This is a genomic window from Bradyrhizobium sp. SZCCHNPS1003, from assembly GCF_032381555.1.
GTDB lineage: Bacteria > Pseudomonadota > Alphaproteobacteria > Rhizobiales > Xanthobacteraceae > Bradyrhizobium.
In genome coordinates this window covers 121083-140744 of sequence record NZ_JAUHIU010000008.1, presented here as the reverse complement: position 1 = coordinate 140744, position 19662 = coordinate 121083, and the positions used below count along the sequence as shown (strand labels likewise).

At 67.1% G+C, this 19662-nt stretch carries 15 protein-coding genes; 7 read left to right on the top strand and 8 right to left on the bottom strand.

Annotation, left to right across the window (positions count from 1 at the left end):
• Positions 1-17: 17 nt before the first annotated feature.
• From asd to QX126_RS14915, 4 genes are all read left to right on the top strand, one after another.
• Complete coding sequence (gene asd, locus QX126_RS14930) at positions 18-893, top strand: archaetidylserine decarboxylase (RefSeq protein WP_315738558.1); 876 nt, start codon at positions 18-20, stop codon at positions 891-893.
• 115 nt (positions 894-1008) lie between these two features.
• Positions 1009-2004: an NUDIX hydrolase gene (locus QX126_RS14925; RefSeq protein ID WP_315775985.1), complete on the top strand. Its 996-nt coding sequence runs from the start codon at positions 1009-1011 to the stop codon at positions 2002-2004.
• 27 nt (positions 2005-2031) lie between these two features.
• Positions 2032-2913: a DMT family transporter gene (locus QX126_RS14920; protein ID WP_315781919.1), complete on the top strand. Its 882-nt coding sequence runs from the start codon at positions 2032-2034 to the stop codon at positions 2911-2913.
• Between the two features lie 174 nt (positions 2914-3087).
• Positions 3088-3981, top strand: coding sequence for a DUF3313 domain-containing protein (locus QX126_RS14915; protein ID WP_315781917.1), 894 nt, complete (start codon positions 3088-3090; stop codon positions 3979-3981).
• A 106-nt stretch (positions 3982-4087) separates the two neighbouring features.
• Here the strand turns inward: QX126_RS14915 and QX126_RS14910 are convergent, their stop codons facing one another.
• From QX126_RS14910 to QX126_RS14895, 4 genes are all read right to left on the bottom strand, one after another.
• On the bottom strand, positions 4088-5362 hold the full coding sequence (locus QX126_RS14910) for a DUF2130 domain-containing protein (protein WP_315772005.1): 1275 nt from the start codon (positions 5360-5362) through the stop codon (positions 4088-4090).
• A 110-nt stretch (positions 5363-5472) separates the two neighbouring features.
• On the bottom strand, positions 5473-8550 hold the full coding sequence (locus QX126_RS14905) for an efflux RND transporter permease subunit (protein WP_315781916.1): 3078 nt from the start codon (positions 8548-8550) through the stop codon (positions 5473-5475).
• Entirely contained in the window at positions 8547-9623 is a 1077-nt protein-coding gene (locus tag QX126_RS14900; protein ID WP_315781914.1) for an efflux RND transporter periplasmic adaptor subunit, read from the bottom strand. Before QX126_RS14900 ends, QX126_RS14905 begins: the two co-directional genes overlap by 4 nt.
• A complete protein-coding gene (locus tag QX126_RS14895; protein WP_315781912.1) occupies positions 9620-10741 on the bottom strand; it encodes an efflux RND transporter periplasmic adaptor subunit in 1122 nt (373 codons plus the stop codon). Before QX126_RS14895 ends, QX126_RS14900 begins: the two co-directional genes overlap by 4 nt.
• Positions 10742-11056: 315 nt before the next feature.
• Here QX126_RS14895 and QX126_RS14890 point away from each other — a divergent pair, with 315 nt between their 5' ends.
• Complete coding sequence (locus QX126_RS14890; protein ID WP_315781909.1) at positions 11057-11695, top strand: TetR/AcrR family transcriptional regulator; 639 nt, start codon at positions 11057-11059, stop codon at positions 11693-11695.
• A 310-nt stretch (positions 11696-12005) separates the two neighbouring features.
• Here the strand turns inward: QX126_RS14890 and QX126_RS14885 are convergent, their stop codons facing one another.
• Both QX126_RS14885 and QX126_RS14880 read right to left on the bottom strand, forming a co-directional pair.
• Positions 12006-12305 carry a hypothetical protein gene (locus QX126_RS14885; protein WP_315781907.1) on the bottom strand — a complete coding sequence of 100 codons (300 nt, stop codon included), beginning with the start codon at positions 12303-12305 and terminating at the stop codon, positions 12006-12008.
• Between the two features lie 518 nt (positions 12306-12823).
• Entirely contained in the window at positions 12824-14008 is a 1185-nt protein-coding gene (locus tag QX126_RS14880) for a urate hydroxylase PuuD (RefSeq protein ID WP_315781905.1), read from the bottom strand.
• A 200-nt stretch (positions 14009-14208) separates the two neighbouring features.
• Here QX126_RS14880 and QX126_RS14875 point away from each other — a divergent pair, with 200 nt between their 5' ends.
• Positions 14209-14520 carry a hypothetical protein gene (locus tag QX126_RS14875; RefSeq protein ID WP_315781904.1) on the top strand — a complete coding sequence of 104 codons (312 nt, stop codon included), beginning with the start codon at positions 14209-14211 and terminating at the stop codon, positions 14518-14520.
• A gap of 116 nt (positions 14521-14636) precedes the next feature.
• Here QX126_RS14875 and QX126_RS14870 read toward each other — a convergent pair whose 3' ends face one another.
• Both QX126_RS14870 and QX126_RS14865 read right to left on the bottom strand, forming a co-directional pair.
• Positions 14637-17351 carry a molybdopterin-dependent oxidoreductase gene (locus tag QX126_RS14870; RefSeq protein WP_315781902.1) on the bottom strand — a complete coding sequence of 905 codons (2715 nt, stop codon included), beginning with the start codon at positions 17349-17351 and terminating at the stop codon, positions 14637-14639.
• Positions 17348-18175 carry an FAD binding domain-containing protein gene (locus tag QX126_RS14865; protein WP_315781900.1) on the bottom strand — a complete coding sequence of 276 codons (828 nt, stop codon included), beginning with the start codon at positions 18173-18175 and terminating at the stop codon, positions 17348-17350. Before QX126_RS14865 ends, QX126_RS14870 begins: the two co-directional genes overlap by 4 nt.
• A 140-nt stretch (positions 18176-18315) precedes the next feature.
• Here QX126_RS14865 and QX126_RS14860 point away from each other — a divergent pair, with 140 nt between their 5' ends.
• Positions 18316-19662, top strand: a complete 1347-nt coding sequence (locus QX126_RS14860) for an 8-oxoguanine deaminase (RefSeq protein ID WP_315781898.1) — start codon at positions 18316-18318, stop codon at positions 19660-19662.

Sequence of the window (19662 nt, the reverse complement as noted above, 5' to 3'; positions counted from 1 at the left end):
CTCCTGCTGACAGATTCATGACAGTCAAAAGCCTGATCGCCTCCGTCACCCAACAGGAAGACCTCAACTTCCTGCTCACCAACCGCGTGCCGCGCGCCGCGCTGACCCGCTTCATGGGCTGGTTCTCCAAGATCGAGACTCCGCTCGTCCGCGACGCCTCGATCGCGCTGTGGAAGCTGTTCTCCGACCTCGATCTCTCCGAGGCCAAGGAGAGCCGCTTCAAGAGCCTGCACGCCTGCTTCACGCGCGAGCTGAAGCCGGGCCTGCGGCCGTTCGATCCCGATCCCGCCATGGTCACCAGCCCGTCCGACGGCATCATCGGCGCCCACGGCCTGATCAAGGACGGCGAACTCTATCAGATCAAGGGCGCGCCTTATTCGCTGCGTGATCTGGTCGCCGATCCCGCTGTCGTCGAGACCCATCGCAACGGCTGCTTCGTCACCTTGCGCCTCACCTCGAGCATGTATCACCGCTTCCACGCGCCGGCCGACATGACGATCGAGCATGTCAGCCTGATCCATGGCGACGTCTGGAACGTCAATCCGATCGCGCTGAAGCGGGTCGAGCGGCTGTTCTGCAAGAACGAGCGCGCGGTGATCCGCACCCATCTCGCTTCCGGCGAGCCGCTCACGATCGTGCCGGTCGCCGCGATCCTGGTGGCGAGCATCCGCCTGCATGCGCTGGACCGCGTATTGAACGCGCAGACCGAGCGGCCGCTCGCCTACACCTGTAACAACAATGTGCGCAAGGGCGACGAGCTCGGCTGGTTCGAGCATGGCTCGACGATCATCCTGCTCGCGCCCGGCGACTTCACGTTCTGCCCCAATGTGACGGAAGGCGCCCGCATCCGCGCCGGACAGCCACTGTGGCGCAGGCGCGTCGCCGCCGGATGAATGTCAGGTCCACGCTTGCGGAATCTCGATTTCGTCGTTGCGCAGTCCTATATCGGAGCGTTCAACTGGCGAATCGGACCGCGGGAGTTGCGGTCGTTGCGGCTCGGGAGAGGCGATGGCGAGAGCGCCGATCATGGCGGCAGGTGGCATCGTGCTGCGGCGGGAACAGCCGCCGCGCATCGCGGTCGTGCGCCTGCGCAAGCGCGACGAATGGGTGCTGCCCAAGGGCAAGCTCGACGACGGCGAGACGCCGCGCGACGCTGCCAAGCGCGAGGTGCTGGAGGAAACCGGCCACAAGGTCACCGTGCACGAGTTCCTCGGCACGTTGGTCGTCGACACCGGCACGCGTTCCAAGGTCGTGCATTACTGGCGCATGGAAGCGGCCGACGAGCCGTCGCAGCCGCTGATGGACGACGTCCGCGCCGTCGACTGGCTGCTGCTCGATGCCGCGGTCGCGCGGCTGTCGCGCGATCATGAAAGGACGTTCCTGGAGATGGTCGGGCCCTACGCGCTGGCCGGACTGATCCGCAAGACCAGGGCGAAGCCGGCGCCGGAGGTGGCCAGAACGGTGGAAAAGACCCCGGCGGCAGCTGAAAAGATCGTGGCGGAGAAGGCCGCCGTCGCCGAAAAGTCTGCCGTGGCGAAGAAGCGCCGCAGCCGCGTCAGCGAGCCGCCTGCGCCGCCTGCAGAGATCGCCGTCGTCACCGCAGCCGAGCACGACGCGCCCGCGCCGGAGATCGCACCAACGCCGGCAGCGGCGGCCACAGCAGCGGCGCCGGAGGCTCGGCCGGACCGGTCGGAGACGGAGGCGCTGTCCGAGGTCGGCGCGACGATCGCGCCGCAGCCCGCCGAGGCGGAGCGCGTGCCCGAGGATGTCGAGCGGGTGGAAGCTGTCGTGGCCGCGATCAAATCGCTCGTTCCGGACCGTCCGGCGACGCGTGGCGGCGCAGCCGGCGCCGTGCCGACACGAGAGACGGGCAGCTCCGAGCCGCAGCCTTCCGATGCGGATCGCGAAGCTGCCGATGATCCGGTCGGCAACGGGACATCGGCGGGAGAGCCGCGCCTCACCTTGGCCCAGAAGATGCGCGCCTGGCTTGGCCGTGCCGCGTGAGGTGTTCGGCCGACCGGCGTGCCGCCGATGATGCTTCACGATCTGGCCGCGCTGGCGGCCGCTTTCAGCATCGCCGTCAGCAACATCATCGCGCCGTCGGCCGTCCGCCAACTCGGTCCCGTCAGGTTCAACGCGATCCGCCTTGCGGCGGCGCTCTTGAGCATGCTGGCCTTGGTGACGCTGCGAGGCCACTGGGCCGCGCCGCCCGGTGATCAGCTGCTGATGCTGGCAGCATCGAGCCTGCTCGGCGTCGTCGTCGCGGATTCCTGTTTCTATGCGGCGCTGGCCCGGCTGGGGCCGCGCCTGACCGCTGTCGTCTACGCCAGCTGGGCCGCATTCGCGGCCGTGCTCGGCTATCTCCTGCTCGGTGAGACGCTGTCCACGATCAAGATGACGGGCGTGGGGTGTATCGTGAGCGGCGTGTGGGTCGCGATCGTCTTTCGACAGCCTGTCGCGGTCGCTCAGGAAGCGCACGGCTCGGTCGGAGCAGGTTTGTTGTTCGGTCTGGCGGCCGCGCTGTTCGCGGCGGCCGCTGTCCTGATGGCGCGTCCCGTGATGGCCGCGGGTCTGGATCCGGCATTGGCCACGTCAATTCGCGCCGCGATCGGATTGGCTGCTTTGGTCGCCTTGTCCGTCATGCCGCGTTTCCGCAGCTCGTTCGCAGTGGATCGATCGGTCGTCATGCGGTCCGCGCTGAGCGGTGTGCTGGGGATGGGCGTCGGCATGACACTCGTCTTGTTTGCGCTGACCAGCCGGCCCGTCGGGATCGTCTCCAGCCTGTCGTCGACGACCCCTGTCATGATCCTGCCGCTGCTGTGGTGGAGCACCGGGCTCAGGCCCGCGCCGGCCGCCTGGCTGGGCGCCGTCCTGGCCGTGTCGGGCGTCGTCGCCATCACCAGCGGATTTTGAGTCCGCCGGCGCAGGTGGCGGACCGCGGACGCGCTTGCCGCACTCTCTCCTTGGTTGGTGGCGTTGCGTAACATCTCTCCATGCTTCCGCCCCACGCTGTCCGGATTTTCCTAGGAGAAACATGGCGCCGCTCGCGAGGGGCGCGCAGATTGGTCGGCGTGAGGCGGTCCGGGCATGGTCGAAATCGACGTCGCGGCTTTCGTGAGATCATGCACCCCGGCCACCATCCGCCTGGCGATGCTGTGCGCGGCCCTCGGCCTGTCGGGCTGCGCCACGGCGCCGATGACGCAGAGCGGTGCGCTCGCATCCTATCAGTCGCTGGCGGAATCGAACGGCGTGCTCGCCAAGTCGCTGCTCAACGTCGACAAGGACAATGTGCTCGCGGCGCAGACCGTGCGTATCACGCCGACATCTTTCTCGGGCCAGGCCGGCGCGGTGCTGACGGACCCGCAGCGGCAGCTCGTCGCCAACGCCGTCGACCGCGCGCTGTGTCTCAACCTGAGCGAACGTTTCACGGTCGTGGCGCCCAATCAGAGGGCCGATTTGACGACGCGCACCTTCATCACCCAGGCGACGCCGACCGATCCGGTTGCCGCCGGTGCATCCAAGGTCGTGTCGGCCGTGCCGGGCGCGCTCGGCGTTCCCGTTCCGGTGCCGCGGCTGCCGATCGGGCTCGGCAGTCTCACGATCGAGGCTGAGGCGCTCGACCGCAAGGGCCGGCAGCAGGCCGCAATGGTATGGGCGCGCGGCGCCAATTCGTTCACCAACTCGCCGGTGCTGTCGCAGGCCGGCGATGCCTACGATTTGGCAGGTTCGTTCAGCGCCGATTTCGGCCAGATGCTGGTGACCGGCGAGACCCCGTTCGGCAAGGTGCCGAAGCTGCCGTCGATCGAACGGATCGGCGCGGCGCTCGGCGGCAAGCCGAAGAATGCGGCATGTGAGGCGTTCGGCAGGGATCCTGGAGTCATCGGCATGGTCGCCAACCGTCTGGGCGCACCACCGGAATGGGTCGACAAGGGTGCTGTGCAAAGGGACGCGCAGGCGAGCACACAGATGGCGAAGCAGTAGCGGCTATCTGCATCCGCATGCCATGGGAATGCGAGACGCGGCCGCGTAGGAAAGCATAGGCGCGGTGCGGTGCTGGCACACCTCGGATCGGCGCGGCCGGCGCGCGCTACTCCGCCGCCTCGCTCTTGCCCTCGATCAGCAGCACGTCGAGGCTCTCGATCTCCTGCATCGCCCGGCCGGCGATGCCCTGCAGGTCGCCATACAGTCCCGCCGTCGAATCCAGCACGCCGCGCAGTTGCTCCTCGCGCTTGGCCCAGAGCCGCATCATCGTCTTGCGCTCGCGGTCGAGGTCCGATTGCATCTCGGTGAAGCGCTCGACGATGGCGTCGATGCGGTGGCGGAAGCGGGGGCCCGTGAGATAGGCGTAGACCATCTCCATCTTGGTCTGCTGGCCCTCCTGCGCGAGCTTGCTGCAGGCGACGTCGATCAGCGACTGCCGCAGTGCCAGCGACAGTGGCAGCGCGAAGCGCGGCTCGGCGACCCAGACGCCGTCGATCAGGTCGAAGCCGTCGACCCCCTTGGGCAGCGCGCTCGAGACGATCAGCGCGATGTCGGCCTTGGCGGCGCGCAGGTCGTCGCGCAGCTTGACCAGCCAGCCATCGCTCCAGTTCTTGGTGCGCTTGGATTCCCACAGGATCGCCCCGCAGACCTGGCCGCTGGGGGCCACGACCCGATGGATCACGTCGCCGCCGAACTCGCCCTTCGGCACCGGCTCGACAAGGTCGCGGGGGAAGCGCGCGCGCAGTTGTGACTCTAGCTCGATCTCGAGCGCCTCGCCCTGAAGCTGCTGCGAGCCCTGCTCGGCCTTGCGGCGGAGCTCCTCGATCTGGCGCTGCATGCCGGCGATCTGGGTTTCCTTCTCGGCGACCTTCGCCTTCAGTCCTTCCTCGGCCTCGAGCCGCGCCTTGTCGCGCACGGCGACGAGACTCTCCTGCACCTTGGTCTCGATGGTGAGATCGAGTTCGCGGCGGGCCTCGTCGAGCTCGCGCTGCTTGCGCATCATCTCGGCCTGCGCCTTCTGGGCGTCGGCGAGCTTGGCGTCCTTGCTGACGATGGCCTCATGCAGCTCGGCGAGCTGGCGGTCGCGGTTGCCCATTTCGTCCGCAACGGCCTGGCGGGCCTTCGCCGCCTCGGCCTGGGCGATCGCGGCGCGCTCGGCCTTCAGCTTGGCGGCGACCTGCTGATCGATCGCGGCCTTGGCCTGGGCGATCTGCTCCTGCGCCGCTTTGAGCTGCGCCTCGCGGCGGCCGAAATCGGCTTCCTTCGCCTGGAGCTGCTTCTCGAACTGCCGGCGCGTCTCCGCGATCAAGGGCGCTGCGAGCTGCTCGGTCAGCTTGATCTCGGTACGGCAGGAGGGGCAGACGATCTGAGGATCGGTCATGATTCGCATCCTTCCATGAAGGCCGAATCTAACCGGCCGCCGCGTGGCGTTTAACCCACGCGGACGGCTTATCCCATGCAATTATCTGCGATTCCCCGCCCTTCGTCGTCTTACACGCCGTGCGGCGTGGCCTCCGGAGCCGCGGTGTTATCCGGCGCCTTGATGCGGAACCAGGCGACGTAGAGCGCCGGCAGGAACAGCAAGGTCAGCACTGTGCCGACGATGATGCCGCCCATCATCGCATAGGCCATCGGGCCCCAGAACACCTCGCGCGCGATCGGGATCAGCGCCAGCGAGGCTGCGGCCGCCGTCAGCATGATCGGCCGCATGCGGTGCTCGGTCGCCTCCATCACGGCCTCCCACGGCGGCCGTCCTTCTTCGCGCAGATGCTCGATCTGCACGATCAGGATCACCGAGTTTCTGATCAGGATGCCGATCAGCGCGAGCACGCCGAGGATGGCGACGAAGCCGAGCGGCGCGCCGCTCGGCAGCAGCGCCGCGACGACGCCGATCAGGGCCAGCGGCGCCACCGCGAACACCAGGAACAGACGCTGGAAGCTTTGCAGCTGCAGCATCAGGATGGTCGCCATCGTGAACAGCATGATCGGGACGACCGCGATGATCGGCGCCTGGCTCTTGGCGCTCTCCTCGACGCTGCCGCCGGTGGCGACCTTGTAGCCGGCCGGAAGCTTGGCGTCGAAGGCCGTGATCGCCGGCTTGAGCTGATCGACGACCGTGTTGGGCTGCACCTGATCGATCACGCTGGCCTTCAGGGTCAGCGTCGGCTGCCGCGAGCGGCGCCAGATCTCCGGCTGCTCGATCTGGTAGCGCAGGGTCGCCAGCGCCGCGAGCGGGATCGACTGGCCGTTCGATCCGGACAGCTGCAGATCGCGCAGCGTCTCCAGCGACTGTCGTTCCTTGGCCTGGGCGCGGCCGCGAACGTCGATCAGATAGATGTCGTCGCGCACCTGGGTGATCGAGGTGCCGTCGAGCACGCCGTTCAGCGCGTTGGCGATGTCCTCCGAGGTGACGCCAAGCTGGCGCGCCTTGTCCTGCAGCACGTCGACTTTCACGACGCGCGCCGGCTCCATCCAGTCGAAGATGACGGCCCCGAGATGGCTGTTGCCGCGCAGGACGCCGGCCAATTCCTGCGCGATCTCGCGCACCTTGGCCACATCGGGCCCGCTGACGCGATACTGCACCGGGCGGCCGACCGGCGGGCCGATGTCGAGCAAATGCACATAGGCGTCGGTGCCGGGGAACGTCTTGGTCAGATAGGCCTGCAGCTTGGCGCGGGCACGGTCGCGCGCCTCGAGGCTCTTGGTGACGATGATGATCTGGCCGAACGACACGTCGGCCGGCTGCACGTCGAACGACAGCACGAAGCGCTGCGCGCCGGAGCCGACATAGGTCGACCAATGGTCGATGTCGGGATCGCCCTTCAGCGCCTCCTGCTCGAACTGCGCCATCTGCGCATTGGTCTCGGCGATCGAGGAGTTCTGCGGCAGGTTGAAGTCGATGACGAGCTCATTGCGGTCGGAGGAGGGGAAGAACTGCTGCTGCACGAAGCGCATGCCGAACACGGAGAGGCCGAAGATCAGCACCGTGGCGATGATCGTGGTCCAGCGGTGCCGCATGCAGGCATTGAGCATGGCGCGGAAGATCCGCGTCAGCCGGCCGCCTTCGGCATGATGACTCGGCAAGGTCGCGGGCAGAATGGAGACGCCGAGCAGCGGCGTGAACAGCACGGCGACGATCCACGACACGACCAGCGACACCGCGATCACGACGAACAGCGTGAAGGTGAACTCGCCGGCGGCGCTGTTGTTGAGGCCGATCGGAATGAAGCCGGCGACCGTGACCAGCGTTCCCGTCAGCATCGGGAACGCGGTCGAGGTGTAGACATAGGTCGCTGCCTTGCGCAGGCTGTCGCCCACTTCGAGCCTCGCCACCATCATCTCGACCGCGATCATGGCGTCGTCGACCAGGAGGCCGAGCGCAATGATCAGCGCGCCCAGCGAGATGCGCTGCAGGGATATGCCCGTGTAGTTCATGAACAGGAAGGTGATCGCGAGCACCAGCGGGATCGAGATCGCGACGACGAGGCCCGCGCGCACGCCGAGGCTGACGAAGCTGATCGCCAGCACGATGATGACGGCTTCGTACAGTGCCTTGGTGAAGCCGCCGACGGCTTCCTCGACGATCTTGGGCTGGTCCGAGACGAGATGCACGCCGACGCCGACCGGCAGGTCGGCCACGACCTTCGCCATCTCCTCCTTCAGCGCCTCGCCGAAGTCGAGCAGGTTGGCGCCCGCCTTCATGCCGATGGCAAGCCCGATCGCCGGCTGGCCGTTGAAGCGGAACAGCGACGTCGGCGGGTCCTCATAGCCGCGGGTGATGGTGGCGACGTCGGTGAGCGGAAAGAAGCGGTCGTTGATGCGCAGGTTGATCGCCTTGAGGCTCTCCTCGGAGGTGAACTGGCCGGAGACGCGCACGGCGACGCGCTCGGGGCCGGCCTGCAGCACGCCGGACGGCGACACCGCGTTCTGCGCCTGCAGCGCGGTCAGGATCGTGCGCTGGTCGATGCCGAGCGCGGCCACCTTGCGCGGCGAGAATTCGAGATAGATCACCTCGTTCTGCGCGCCGACGATGTCGACGCGGCCGACATTGGGCACGGTCAGCACCTTGGCGCGGACCTCTTCGACGCGGTCACGGAGCTGGCGCTGGCTCAGCCCGTCGCTGGTGAAGGCGTAGATGTTGCCGAACACGTCGCCGAAGCGGTCGTTGAATCCCGGCCCGATCACACCGGACGGAAAGTCGCCCTTGATGTCGTTGATCAGGTTGCGCACCTGCAGCCAGGTCGGAACGACATCGCGCGCCTTGGTCGTGTCGCGCAGGTTGACGAACACGGTGGTTTGGCCGGGCACGGTCAGGCTCTTGGTATAGTCGAGCGCCGGCAGCTCCTCGAGCTTCTTCTCGATGCGGTCGGTGACCTGGCGTGTCATCTCCTCGGCGGAGGCGCCGGGCCACTTGGCCTGGATCAGCATCGTCTTGATGGTGAATGACGGATCCTCCTCACGGCCGAGATGCAGGTAGGAGTAGAGACCCGCGGCCATGAACGCGATCATGAAATACCAGACGAGCGAGCGGTGCTCGAGCGCCCAGTCGGAGAGGTTGAAGGACTTCACGGCTGAGATTCCTGATCGATGCGGACGGACTGGCCATCCTTGAGACTGTGCACGCCGGCGGTGACGACGCGCTGTCCGGCGTCGAGGCCGCCGGTGACGCGGACGCTGCCGTCCTCGTTCCTGGCGATCGTGATTTCCTGTCGCTTGACGGTCTTACTGGCCGCATCGATCAGCCAGACGAAGCTCTTGTCGTTCTGCTCCAGCACGGCCGAGCGCGGCAGCCGGATGACGGTCTTCTGCTCGGTGTCCAGCGTGGCGGTCACGGTGGTGCCGAGGCGCATGATCTCCGGCGGGTTGTCGAGCGTGATGCGGATGCGGCGCGTGCGCGTGGTTGCATCGGCGCGCGGCGCGATCTCGCGGACCTTGCCTGCCGCGCTGACGCCGGGATCGACCTGGAGCCGCACGGTGAACGGCGTGCCGGCCTGCAGGCCGCCGGCGATGTCGTCGCCGACATCGATGACGGCTTCGCGGACGTCGGGCCGCGCGATGGTGACGACGCTCACGCCCGGCGAGACGACCTGTCCGACTTCCGCGCCGACCGCGGTGACGATGCCGGCGAAATCCGCCTTGAGCTGGGCGTAGCCGAGCTGCTCGCGCGCCTTGGCGAGGTTGGACTGCGCCTTGACGACGGAGGCCTGGGCGGCTGCGCGCGACTGCTCCGCGCTCTCCAAGGTCGCCTTGGTGGTGGCGTCGGTTTCCAGCAGGGTGCGCTGCCGGCCCTCGGTGCCGGTCGCATTGGTCAGTTGCGCCTGGCTGCGCGAGACCTCGGCGGCCGAGGCACGCACGGCGAGCTCGAGCGCGGCGGGATCGATCGCCGCCACCACCTGGTCCTGCTTGACCATGTCGCCGACGAAAACGGGACGTGAGATCAGCCGTCCAAGGACTCGGAAGCTCAGATCAGACTTGTAGCGCGGCTCGACGGTGCCGGTGACGGCCGAGCCGTTGGCCGCCTGCGGCTCAATCTTCATCGACAGCACTGGCCGGACCGGCTCGGGAGCGGCGGCCTTTTGGTTGCAGCCGGCGAGCAGAGCGAGCGCGCCGAGCGGAAGAACACAACGCATCGGCGTCATCACGACCGCTTCTCCTCGTTGAATGTGATCTGTTGTCCGACGCTGAGCAGCTTGCCGCCATCGGTCACGACGCGATCGCCGGGCTTCAATCCGGCCGAGACGACGATCGCGCCGGTCTCATAATCCTCGATCGTGATCGGCTTCAGCGACACGGACTTGTCGGCGGCATTGACCAGCCAGACCGCCGGCGTCTTGCCTGCGGCCGTCAGCGCGCTCCATGGCAGTACGATGCGCTGCTCCGGCTTGATGAAGCCGGTGGCGCTGACGGCGCTGCCGAGGGTCATCTCAGGTGGCGGAGTCTCGATCGCGATCTTGACGCGGACCGTGCCGGACTTCGGATCGATGGTCGGCGAGACCTCGCGCACCGTGCCCTTGGCGGTGACCGAGGGATCCGACAGCAGTGAAAGCGCCACCTTGCTGTCATCGAACTTGAGCGACAGCGCAGCCTCGTAGACGTCGATCACGGCGTCGCGGGCGCCGTCATGGGCCAGCGTGAACACCGACTGCGCGGCTTGGGCAACCTGGCCGACCTCGATGTTGCGCGCGGTGATGGTGCCGTCGGCATCGGCGCGCAGCTCGGTATAGGTCAGGGCGTCCTTGGCCGTGCCCAGCTGCGCCTTGGCGGACTCCAGCGAACCCTCCGCCGTGCGGAGCGTCTCCTGGGCCTGGTCGAAGGTCGCCCGTGTCGTGAAGCCGCTCGACAACAAGGTCTGCTGCCGGTTGAAGTTGGAGGTCGCGACCTTGACCTGCGACTCCGCAGCCGTCACGGCGGCCTCCGCGGAATCGAGATCGGCCTGCTGCTCGGCCGGGTCGATCTTGGCCAGCAACTGGCCGGCCTTAACGTGTGCGCCGACCTCGACCAGCCGCTCGGTGACGCGGCCACTGACCCGGAACGACAGGTCCGCGAGCACGCGCGCCTGGACGTCGCCGGTCAGCGTGATCGATTGCCGCCGCTCCGACAGCTTGACCACCTCGGTCCGCACCAGCCGGGATGGCGGCGCCGTTGCGGCCGTCTTCTGCTCGCAGCCGGCCAGCAGCAGGCTGACGACAGCACAGCCGGCCACGGCCAGCAGCCGTGAGCCCGACGTCCGAAGGAAGGGGAATCCTGCGAATGGAGACATGGTCGTATCTTCGGCTCGGTTGGGTGGTGACGGTCGTCCCTGTCCCGCCGCGCATGCGCGCCGGATCAGAAGCGCCTGTTGGTCGCAAGCAGCCCGCAGAATTCGCTCAGCCGCCTGCCGTTGCAAGGAAGCAGGTTCACGCGAGAGTTGAACACCATCCTCTTGACAGTGCATGAATTAGACAATCAAATCTAGAATATATCGTCTAGTAACATTCTCGTGGCGGTTTCCAATTACCCCTATGCGGCTTGTCGGGCGCTCCCGTTGGGACATCGGCATCGCTGCCGCCGCGATGAACGAAGGCATGACGCGAACGTGCGACGGAAAGCTGCGACCGACCTGAATGACCCCGCGCGCACTGCGGCTCGTGCGCCCCGCCAGGCGCGCGGCCGTGAGCGCCGCGAGCAGTTGCTCGACGCGGCGGCCGCCATCATCGCCGAGGCCGGGATCGGCGCCGTCGGCATGCACGCCGCAGCCCAGCGCGCCGGCGCGTCGATCGGCTCGGTCTATCACTTCTTCCGTGACAAGGATCAGATGCTCGATGCGCTCGCCGAGCGTCACGATGCCGAGCTGCAGCCGGCGTTCGATCGCGTGCTGCAGCGAAGCGATGCGGAATGGGCAGCGATGTCGCCGCCGCAGGTCATCGAGCAGTTAATCGGCTGGGCGATTCGCTACTTCGTTCGCCATCCAGATGCGCTGGCGACGCTGGATCTGCACGATCAGACCATGCATGCCGAGTTCAGGGCCCTCATCGACCGCGTCATGCGTGCCAGGCTCGGCGACGAACTGGGTCAACAGGCGTCCACCACGCTCGATGCCGTCGTGCTCGGTACCCTGCTGTTCACGCGCGAGCAGGATCCGCGCAGTCGCGACGTCGTGGTCGCCGCGCTGCCGGAGATGATGGCAACCTATCTCACGGCGCTGGAGGCGAAGCGGAAGCGGCCGAAGGGCTGAGGTACAGACGCCGTATCGACGCGATCAGTGCGGCGACCTGAACGGCCACTCGCTCCTTTTCCGATGGATCGCCACCGAGCGCGGCGTCGCTGTGTCCTCGATCGGCTTGGCCGAGAGGATGATCTGGTCCTTGCCGTTCCAGCGGTCGAACTCGTAGCACCATTTGCCAGTCTCCGGTGTCCGATAATGCCTGTCCTTCAGCGCTCGATCGCGAGACGGATGATCGACGACCGCGAGGGTCGTTCGGTGCCGCCGACGATGCTGCAGATCAGACGGAACGACGAGGCAGGCGCGGCCGTATGCATCCCGCTCATCGCACGGGCCCCGCTGGCGATGGCGTGTCGACATGATCCATCGTCGTCATCGACAGCGGCTGCGGGCCCTCGACGAGAGCAGGGCGATCGCGGCGATGGGCCAGCCGCTGCTCGCCGCTCCGATTGCGTTTGCTGGCGATCCCTTCGACCAGCCGGGCCACGACGCCGACCACGGCAAAGCTCACGAGCAGCGAGATGCACAGCAGCCCCAGATAGAGCTTCAGCACCGAGCTTGCGAAGCAGGCAAGCGCGATGAGCGCGACAATGGCCAGCCGGCCTTTGACGGAGATCGACATGATGGAGCGTTTCGCTGATAGCTGATTGTGGGCGCCACTCTAGCGCCATGTTTTCTGCAGCCAAGCCGCGTCCCAATGGGTGGTAAATTTTGCCGCAAGGTCATGACGACAATCGGATGCGCTCCAACTCAATCGTCGTTGCTCGGATCGCAGCTCAACTGCGCGTTGTGAAAATCCGGTTGTCCCAGCGTCGGCTTCACGCATGCGTCGTGGGGAACCGAAGCGAGCATCTGCAAGTACGCCGTCCCGCAATGACCGAGCCGACGGCTGCGTTGTCGGCGAATGCCGGAACGATGGGTCGAGTGCTTGTTGCGCGCCGAGAACATGTCCCGCGCCCGTGAGGGCGAACGATATACGCAACCCGGGCCGATCGCGCCGCGGAGCGCCGTGGCACGTCTTCTCCTAGAGAACCGCGATGATTGAAAGTCGAACCGTGCCAGGGCGCATGAGCTCGCGTGGGTGCGTGGGCTCGGCGAACGAGCTGCTTGACAGGTGAAGAGGACAGTGAAGGTGAGCGGCTATTGCGCGCCCGCCCACGCCGCGAGCACGGCGCGCTCGTCGCCGGTGATCTCGGTGATGTTGCCGGGCGGCATGGCGCTCGACCACGCGGCGTTGCGCGCGATCAGCCGTGCATTGCGCTGGATGTTGTCGGCAGTGTCGAGCCGCACGCCCTTGGGGGCTGCGACGATGCCGTCCCATACGGGCTCGGCGGCGTGGCACATGCTGCAACGGGAGGTCACGATCTCCTCGACCTGCGCGAATGTTGGCGGCGCGCTCATCGCCGTCTTGGCGTCGCGAGGACCCGCTGCGGACAACAGCAGGATGCCGATCATGCCCGCGGCAGCAACGCCCCACACCCACCATGGCGACGGATGACCCTTGTGACGCGCGTTGAAGAAGTGGCGGATCACCGGCCCGAGCGCGAGCACGATGGCGACGATCGCCCAATTGTAGCGGGTGCCGAACAGCAGCGGATAGTGATTGCTGATCATCAGCACCACGACCGGCAGGGTCAGATAGTTGTTGTGGACCGAGCGCTCCTTGCCGGTCTTGCCGAGCCTGGGGGCCGGAGCCTGACCTGCGAGCAACGCGGCAACGATCTTCTTCTGGTTGGGGATGATCACCGCGAACACGTTGGCGACCATGATGGTGCCGATGATCGCGCCGATCTGATTGAAGGCGCCGCGGCCGCTCAGCACGTGGGTGAAGGCGTAGGTGAGCGCGACGAGGAAGATGTAGCCGCCGATCGCGAACGGCAGCTCGTGCCTGGCAAGGCCGCTGCGGCAGGCGCCCTCGTACAGCAGCCACGCCAGCGCCAGCGAGCCGAAGCTGAACAGGCCGGCCTGAACGGGCGTGAGATCGAGGATCGACTTGTCGACCAGGAAGAGGTCGGCGTTGAGATAATACACCACGATCATCAGCACGAAGCCGGACAGCCAGGTGGTGTAGGCCTCCCATTTGAACCAGGTCAGCTCGCTCGGCATCTGCGCCGGCGCCACCAGATATTTGACGATGTGGTAGAAGCCGCCGCCATGGACCTGCCAGGCCTCGCCCATCACGCCTGTCGGCAGGCCCTCACGCGGCTTCAGGCTGAGATCGAGCGCGATGAAGTAGAACGAGCTCCCAATCCACGCCACCGCCGCGACCACATGCAGCCAGCGGAAGATCAGGCTCAGCCATTCCGATATGATCGAGGCCCACATCGTGCGCTCATCTCCTTTGTGCAGCACGCGCCGAAGGACGGCCGCCTGCGCCCCATCTGTTGCATCGATCCCGTGTGATTTCCAGCGCATCGCTTTGGCAGGCCGTGCACAGGAGACAGGCCTTCATGCGCGCTTGATCTGGTGGACTTCGACCGCGCGATTGCGTTCAATACATCCGGTAACGACGCATGGCGGACGCGATGAAGAGACTGGTCCTGATCATTCTGGTGATGGCGCAGCCCGCCTTGGTGCAATCCGCCTTGGCGCAGACAGCGCCCGCGCCAAAGCCGGCAGCGGCCAGGCGCGCCGATGCCTGCGCGCCGATCGGGCGCACCGAGGACGGCAAGCTGGTCTATTCGATGAAGTGCGAGACCATTCCAAAGCCGGTCGCGCCTGCCGCGCCACAGGCGGCCGCGCAGCCGACGCAATCTGCTCCGGCAGCCGAGCCGGAGCCCGAGACCGAGCGAAGCGGCCTGTTCGGCTGGTCCTACGATCGCCGGTCGAAGCCCTAGCGCGGCCATCTCCCACCTCGGACGTGCTGCACAGAGGAGCTGATGGCCGCCGGACGCTCGTCGACCGGGCGAAATGTCTCGCTCATGCGCGTCCCCGGATCGCCGCCATCATTGGCTCATTCGCCGAATGTCTCCTCCAACTGCGGAAACAGCCGGTCCGGCTTGAACGGCACGGCGGTGAAGCGGATGCCTGTGGCGGCGCGCAGCGCGTTGCCGAGCGCGGCGGCGACCGGATTGTAGGGGCTCTCGCTCATCGACTTCGCCCCCAATGGGCCGATCGTATCGCTGGTGTCGGCAAACAGCACTTCGGTGCGCGGCACGTCGGCATAGGACGGCACATGGTAGTCGCGGAAGCGCGGATTGATCACGCGGCCCGTCCCGTCGATCACGATCTCCTCGTAAAGCGCAGCACCCAGCGACTGCGCAACGCCGCCCTCGATCTGGCCGCGGCACTGCATCGGATTGGCGACGCGGCCAGCATCCGCGGCCTGCACGCTCTTGAGGATCTTGACCACGCCGGTGTGCTTGTTCACGGCGACGCGAAAGCCCTGGACGTTGAACGCGACCGAGCGCGGCGTGCCCTGCGAGTTGCCGCTTGCCGTGAGCGGCGATCCGCTGAGCTTGGCAATCTCGGAAAAGGACAGGCGCCGAGCGCCGCAACTGATCGCATTGTCAGCGATCCGGCAGCCGTCCGGATCCAGGTTCCAATGATCGGCGGCGAAGCGCTTGAGCGTCTCGGCGAGCGCCTCCGCCGCGGCCTGCGTGGCGCGGCCGGCCACGAACGTGCCGGTCGAGCCGTAGGCGCCGGTGTCGTGGCCGCCATGGGCGGTGTCGGACTGCTCGAGGGTGATGCGGTCGGGCGTGGTGCCGAGCACGGTCGCCGCGATCTGGCGATGCACGGTGCTGGTGCCATTGCCGAACTCGGCGGTGCCGACGGTGAGCACGAAGCCGCCGTTGTCGCGCAGGCTGATGGCGGCGTCGGCGAAGTGGCCGTCAGGCGGCACCGTATCGATCATCGTCAGCGCGATGCCATCGCCCGTCAGCCACTCGGCCGACGGCTCCGGCGTCGGCGTCGTCTCGGCCATCGCGCGCTCGACCAGATCGAGGCACTGGTCGAGCCCGTAGGAGCCGTACAGCACGTCGCTGTGCTCCGATGCCGGCGGCGCCAGCATGGGATCGCCGGGCCTGACGATATTGCGGCGTCGCATCTCGACAACGTCGATGCCGAGCTGCCGCGCGAGCTCATCGATTGCGGCTTCGACCGCGAAGGTGGTTTGCGGCAGGCCGTAGCCGCGATAGGCGCCGGCCGGCACCGTGTTGGTGTAGACGGCGATCGCGTCGACCTTCTTGTTGGGACAATTGTAGACCGAGATCGACTCGCCGCAGGCATGGAACAGCACGGGCCCGGCGTGATTGCCGTAAGCGCCGGTGTTGGAGACTACATCGAGCTGCAGCGCGGTCAGCTTGCCGTCGCTGTCGGCGCCCGCTTTGATCGTGACACGCATCGGATGTCGCGTCGAGGTCGCGATGAACTGCTCCTCTCGGGTGAATTCGAGCTTGACGGGACGGTTGGTCTTCAGCGCGGCGAGCGCGAGGATATCCTCGACGAACATCTCCTGTTTGCCGCCGAAGCCGCCGCCGACGCGCTCGCAGAACACGCGGACCTGGTCGGAAGGCAGGTCGAAGATTTCGCACAGCGCCCGCCGTGTCAGGAACGGCACTTGCGTGCTGGAACGGACGGTGAGCACGCCGTGGTCGTCGAGCCAGGCGAGACCGCCGTGCGTTTCCAGGGCGGCGTGCTGCACCCGCTGCGTGGTGAAGGTGCCTTCATAGGTCGCGGCGGCAGACGCGAGCGCGGCGGCGACGTTGCCAAGCTCGCCGTGGGTCTCGGCGACGATGTTGCGGCTGACGTCCGCGATGCGATGCGCAGCTGTGCGGCCGGCGTGAATGACGGGCGCGCCGGGCGCGATCGCGGCTTCGGGATCGACCACGGCAGGCAGGATCTCGTAGTCGACGACGAGTCGTCGGCAACCTTCCTCGGCGGCGGCCTCGCTGTCGGCGACCACGGCGGCGACCTTCTGGCCGATGAAGCGGACGACGTCGTCGAGCACGCGGGTGTCGGCCGGATCCATCCAGGCCTGCTCATGGCGCGCGGTGGAGAACAGCGTCGCCGGCGCATCCTCATGCGTCAGCACCGCATGCACGCCGGGCACCGCCAGCGCGGCCCTCTTGTCGATGGCGACGATACGCGCATGCGCGTGCGGCGAGCGCGCGAGTTTGACGTGCAGCAGGCCTTCGACCGTGGTGTCGAAGGTGTAGCGTGCCCGGCCGCGCACGACGTCGGGGCCGGCAGGCGCCGGCAGGCTGCGTCCGAAGGCTTCGCCGGCCGTGACATCCTCGACATGGGTGAGGCCGAGCAGCGCGTCCTCGATGGCGCGATAGCCGGTGCAGCGGCACAGATTGCCCTTCAGCGCCGCGCCGAGATCCTTCACCTGCGCCTGGTTCAGCGAGGCGCAGGTGACGATCATGCCTGCGGTGCAGAAGCCGCATTGGAACGCCTGCGCATCGAGGAAGGCCTGCTGCATCGGATGCAGGCCGTCATCGGCGGCGAGACCTTCGACAGTCGTGACCGCCTTGCCCTCGGCGCGAAAGGCGGGGATCAGGCAGCTGTGCACCGGCTCGCCATCGAGCAGCACGGTGCAGGCGCCGCAATCACCGGCGTCGCAGCCCTTCTTGACGCCGAAATGGCCGGCGTCGCGCAGAAAGGTCCGCAGGCACTGTCCGGGGCGCGGGGCAGCATCGACTTCCTTGCCATCGACGATCACGCTCATGGCCGCGCGCCGCCAGCGAGCTCGGCGCGAATCTCCTCGGCGAGGCGCAGGGTCATTGCCTTGCGCCAGGCGGGCTTGCCATGAACATCATCATGATACGACGTATCGGGGATGTCGCCGAAGATGCTCGCGCGCAGCAAGGTTGCGTCGGGCATGCTGGCAAAGCGCAGCTGCAGCGGCTTGACGGTCGATCCGGTTACGGTGAGCAGCAGGTCGCCGTTGCGGCCCGAGGTTCCGATCAGCAGCGCGCCGGAGCGTCCGACCGGAGTGAGTGCGATCTGGCGGAAGGCGGTGCGGCGCTTGAGCGCGGGCAGCGGAATGTCGATCTGGCGCAACAGGTCTCCAGGCGCGAGCACGTTGCTGTTGTTGCCGGTGACGAAGTCGGTGACCTCTATGCGCTGCTCGCTGCCGTCGCTCCTCCAGATCGTGCAGACGCCCTCGAGCGCGGCGAGCAGCGAGATCATCGGCCCGGCCGGCAGCGACATGCAGAGATTGCCGCCGACGGTCGCCGTCTTCCAGATCTTGAAGGAAGCGAGGAACGCGCGGCAGCATTGATCGATCAGGGGCGCTGCGATCCAGTCGGCCGGGCAGGGCAGCGCGTCCAGCGCGGCGACGCTGCAGGTCGCGGCGATGCACAGGCCCTGATCGCTGATGGTGAGTGGCGGCCAGGCGAGCTCGCTGAGATCGATCAGCCGCGACAGCTGCGCCTGCGGTTCGGAGAACAGCCACGTGCCGCCGGCCAGCCAGGCATCGCCTGCCTGCCAGCTGGGCAGCTCGGCCCGCGTTCTCGGGCGCACGACCTCCGTGATGGTGTTCAGATCCATGGTGATGCCAGCTCGTGGGCGCAGCCTATCGCGGGTGGAATCCTTGCAAGACCAGCGCCAACTGGCAATAGGATGACGCTGGCCTTCCGCTTGCAAGTTACCGGCACACGCAAACGCCCAATCAACGAGACGAGGCAGCCATGAGCACGACGCCGATCTGGATCAAGGACCCGCTCGCCATTCTCGCCGAGGATGCTGCGCGCGGTGTCGTCGTCAAGGACGGCCGCATCGTCGAGCTGGTGCCTGCCGGTGCCGAGCCGGCCACCGCTGGTGCGGCGACCTATGATGCCAGCGCGCATGTCGTGATCCCCGGGCTGATCAATACCCATCATCACTTCTACCAGACGCTGACGCGCGCGCTGCCGGCCGCGATGGACCGCGAGCTGTTCCCCTGGCTGAAGGCGCTCTATCCGGTCTGGGCGAAGCTGACGCCGGAGGCACTGGATGCAGCGGTCACGGTCGCGATGGCCGAACTGATGCTGTCGGGTTGTACGACCACGACAGATCATCACTACGTCTTCCCCGCCGGGCTCGAAGATGCAGTTGGCATCGAGGTCGCGGTGGCGAAGCGGCTCGGCATTCGGGTGCTATTGACCCGCGGCTCGATGAACTTGTCCGAGCGCGACGGCGGGCTGCCGCCGGACAGCGTGGTGCAGGACGAGGACACGATCCTTGCCGACAGTGAGCGCGTGGTCGCCACCTATCACGAGCGCGGGCCGGATGCGATGGTGCAGATCGCGCTGGCGCCGTGCTCACCGTTCTCGGTGACGGGATCGCTGATGCAGAAGACGGCTGCGCTCGCCGACAAGCTCGACGTGCGGCTGCACACGCATCTCGCCGAGACCGAGGATGAGAACCGCTTCTGCGAGGCGATGTTCGGCTGTCGTCCGCTGGACTATCTCGAAAAGCAGGGTTGGCTTGGTCCGCGCACCTGGCTTGCGCACGGCATCTTCTTCAATGCCGAGGAGATGAAGCGGCTCGGCAAGGCGAGGACGACGATCACGCACTGCGCCTGCTCGAACCAGTTGCTCGCCTCCGGCTGCTGCCCGGTGTGCGAGATGGAGGAGGCGGGCGTCGGCATCGGCCTTGGCGTCGATGGCTCGGCCTCGAACGACGGCTCCAACCTGATGCAGGAGGTGCGCTCCGCTTTCCTGCTGCAGCGGGCGCGCTACGGCGTTAGCCGGATCAGCCACAAGGATGCGCTGCGGTGGGCGACGAAGGGCTCAGCCGCGTGCGTCGGCCGGCCCGAGCTCGGCGAGATTGCGGTCGGCAAGGCCGCCGACCTCGCGCTGTTCAAGCTCGACGAGCTGCGCTTCTCGGGTTCAGGGGATCCGATCGCCGCGCTGGTGCTGTGTGGCGCGCACCGTGCCGATCGCGTGATGGTCGGCGGCCGCTGGACCGTGATCGACGGCGCCATTCCGGGGCTCGATGTCACCCGGCTGATCCGGCGCCACAGCGCGGCGGCAGGTCAGATGCAGGCGGGGTGA

Excerpts from the sequence above, each read along its gene's own strand:
- asd (WP_315738558.1), top strand. The coding sequence starts at position 18 with ATGACAGTCAAAAGCCTGATCGCCTCCGTCACCCAACAGGAAGACCTC.
- QX126_RS14925 (WP_315775985.1), top strand. The coding sequence starts at position 1,009 with ATGGCGAGAGCGCCGATCATGGCGGCAGGTGGCATCGTGCTGCGGCGG.
- QX126_RS14920 (WP_315781919.1), top strand. The coding sequence starts at position 2,032 with ATGATGCTTCACGATCTGGCCGCGCTGGCGGCCGCTTTCAGCATCGCC.
- QX126_RS14915 (WP_315781917.1), top strand. The coding sequence starts at position 3,088 with ATGGTCGAAATCGACGTCGCGGCTTTCGTGAGATCATGCACCCCGGCC.
- QX126_RS14910 (WP_315772005.1), bottom strand. The coding sequence starts at position 5,362 with ATGACCGATCCTCAGATCGTCTGCCCCTCCTGCCGTACCGAGATCAAG.
- QX126_RS14895 (WP_315781912.1), bottom strand. The coding sequence starts at position 10,741 with ATGTCTCCATTCGCAGGATTCCCCTTCCTTCGGACGTCGGGCTCACGG.
- QX126_RS14885 (WP_315781907.1), bottom strand. The coding sequence starts at position 12,305 with ATGTCGATCTCCGTCAAAGGCCGGCTGGCCATTGTCGCGCTCATCGCG.
- QX126_RS14880 (WP_315781905.1), bottom strand. The coding sequence starts at position 14,008 with ATGTGGGCCTCGATCATATCGGAATGGCTGAGCCTGATCTTCCGCTGG.
- QX126_RS14875 (WP_315781904.1), top strand. The coding sequence starts at position 14,209 with ATGAAGAGACTGGTCCTGATCATTCTGGTGATGGCGCAGCCCGCCTTG.
- QX126_RS14870 (WP_315781902.1), bottom strand. The coding sequence starts at position 17,351 with ATGAGCGTGATCGTCGATGGCAAGGAAGTCGATGCTGCCCCGCGCCCC.
- QX126_RS14865 (WP_315781900.1), bottom strand. The coding sequence starts at position 18,175 with ATGGATCTGAACACCATCACGGAGGTCGTGCGCCCGAGAACGCGGGCC.
- QX126_RS14860 (WP_315781898.1), top strand. The coding sequence starts at position 18,316 with ATGAGCACGACGCCGATCTGGATCAAGGACCCGCTCGCCATTCTCGCC.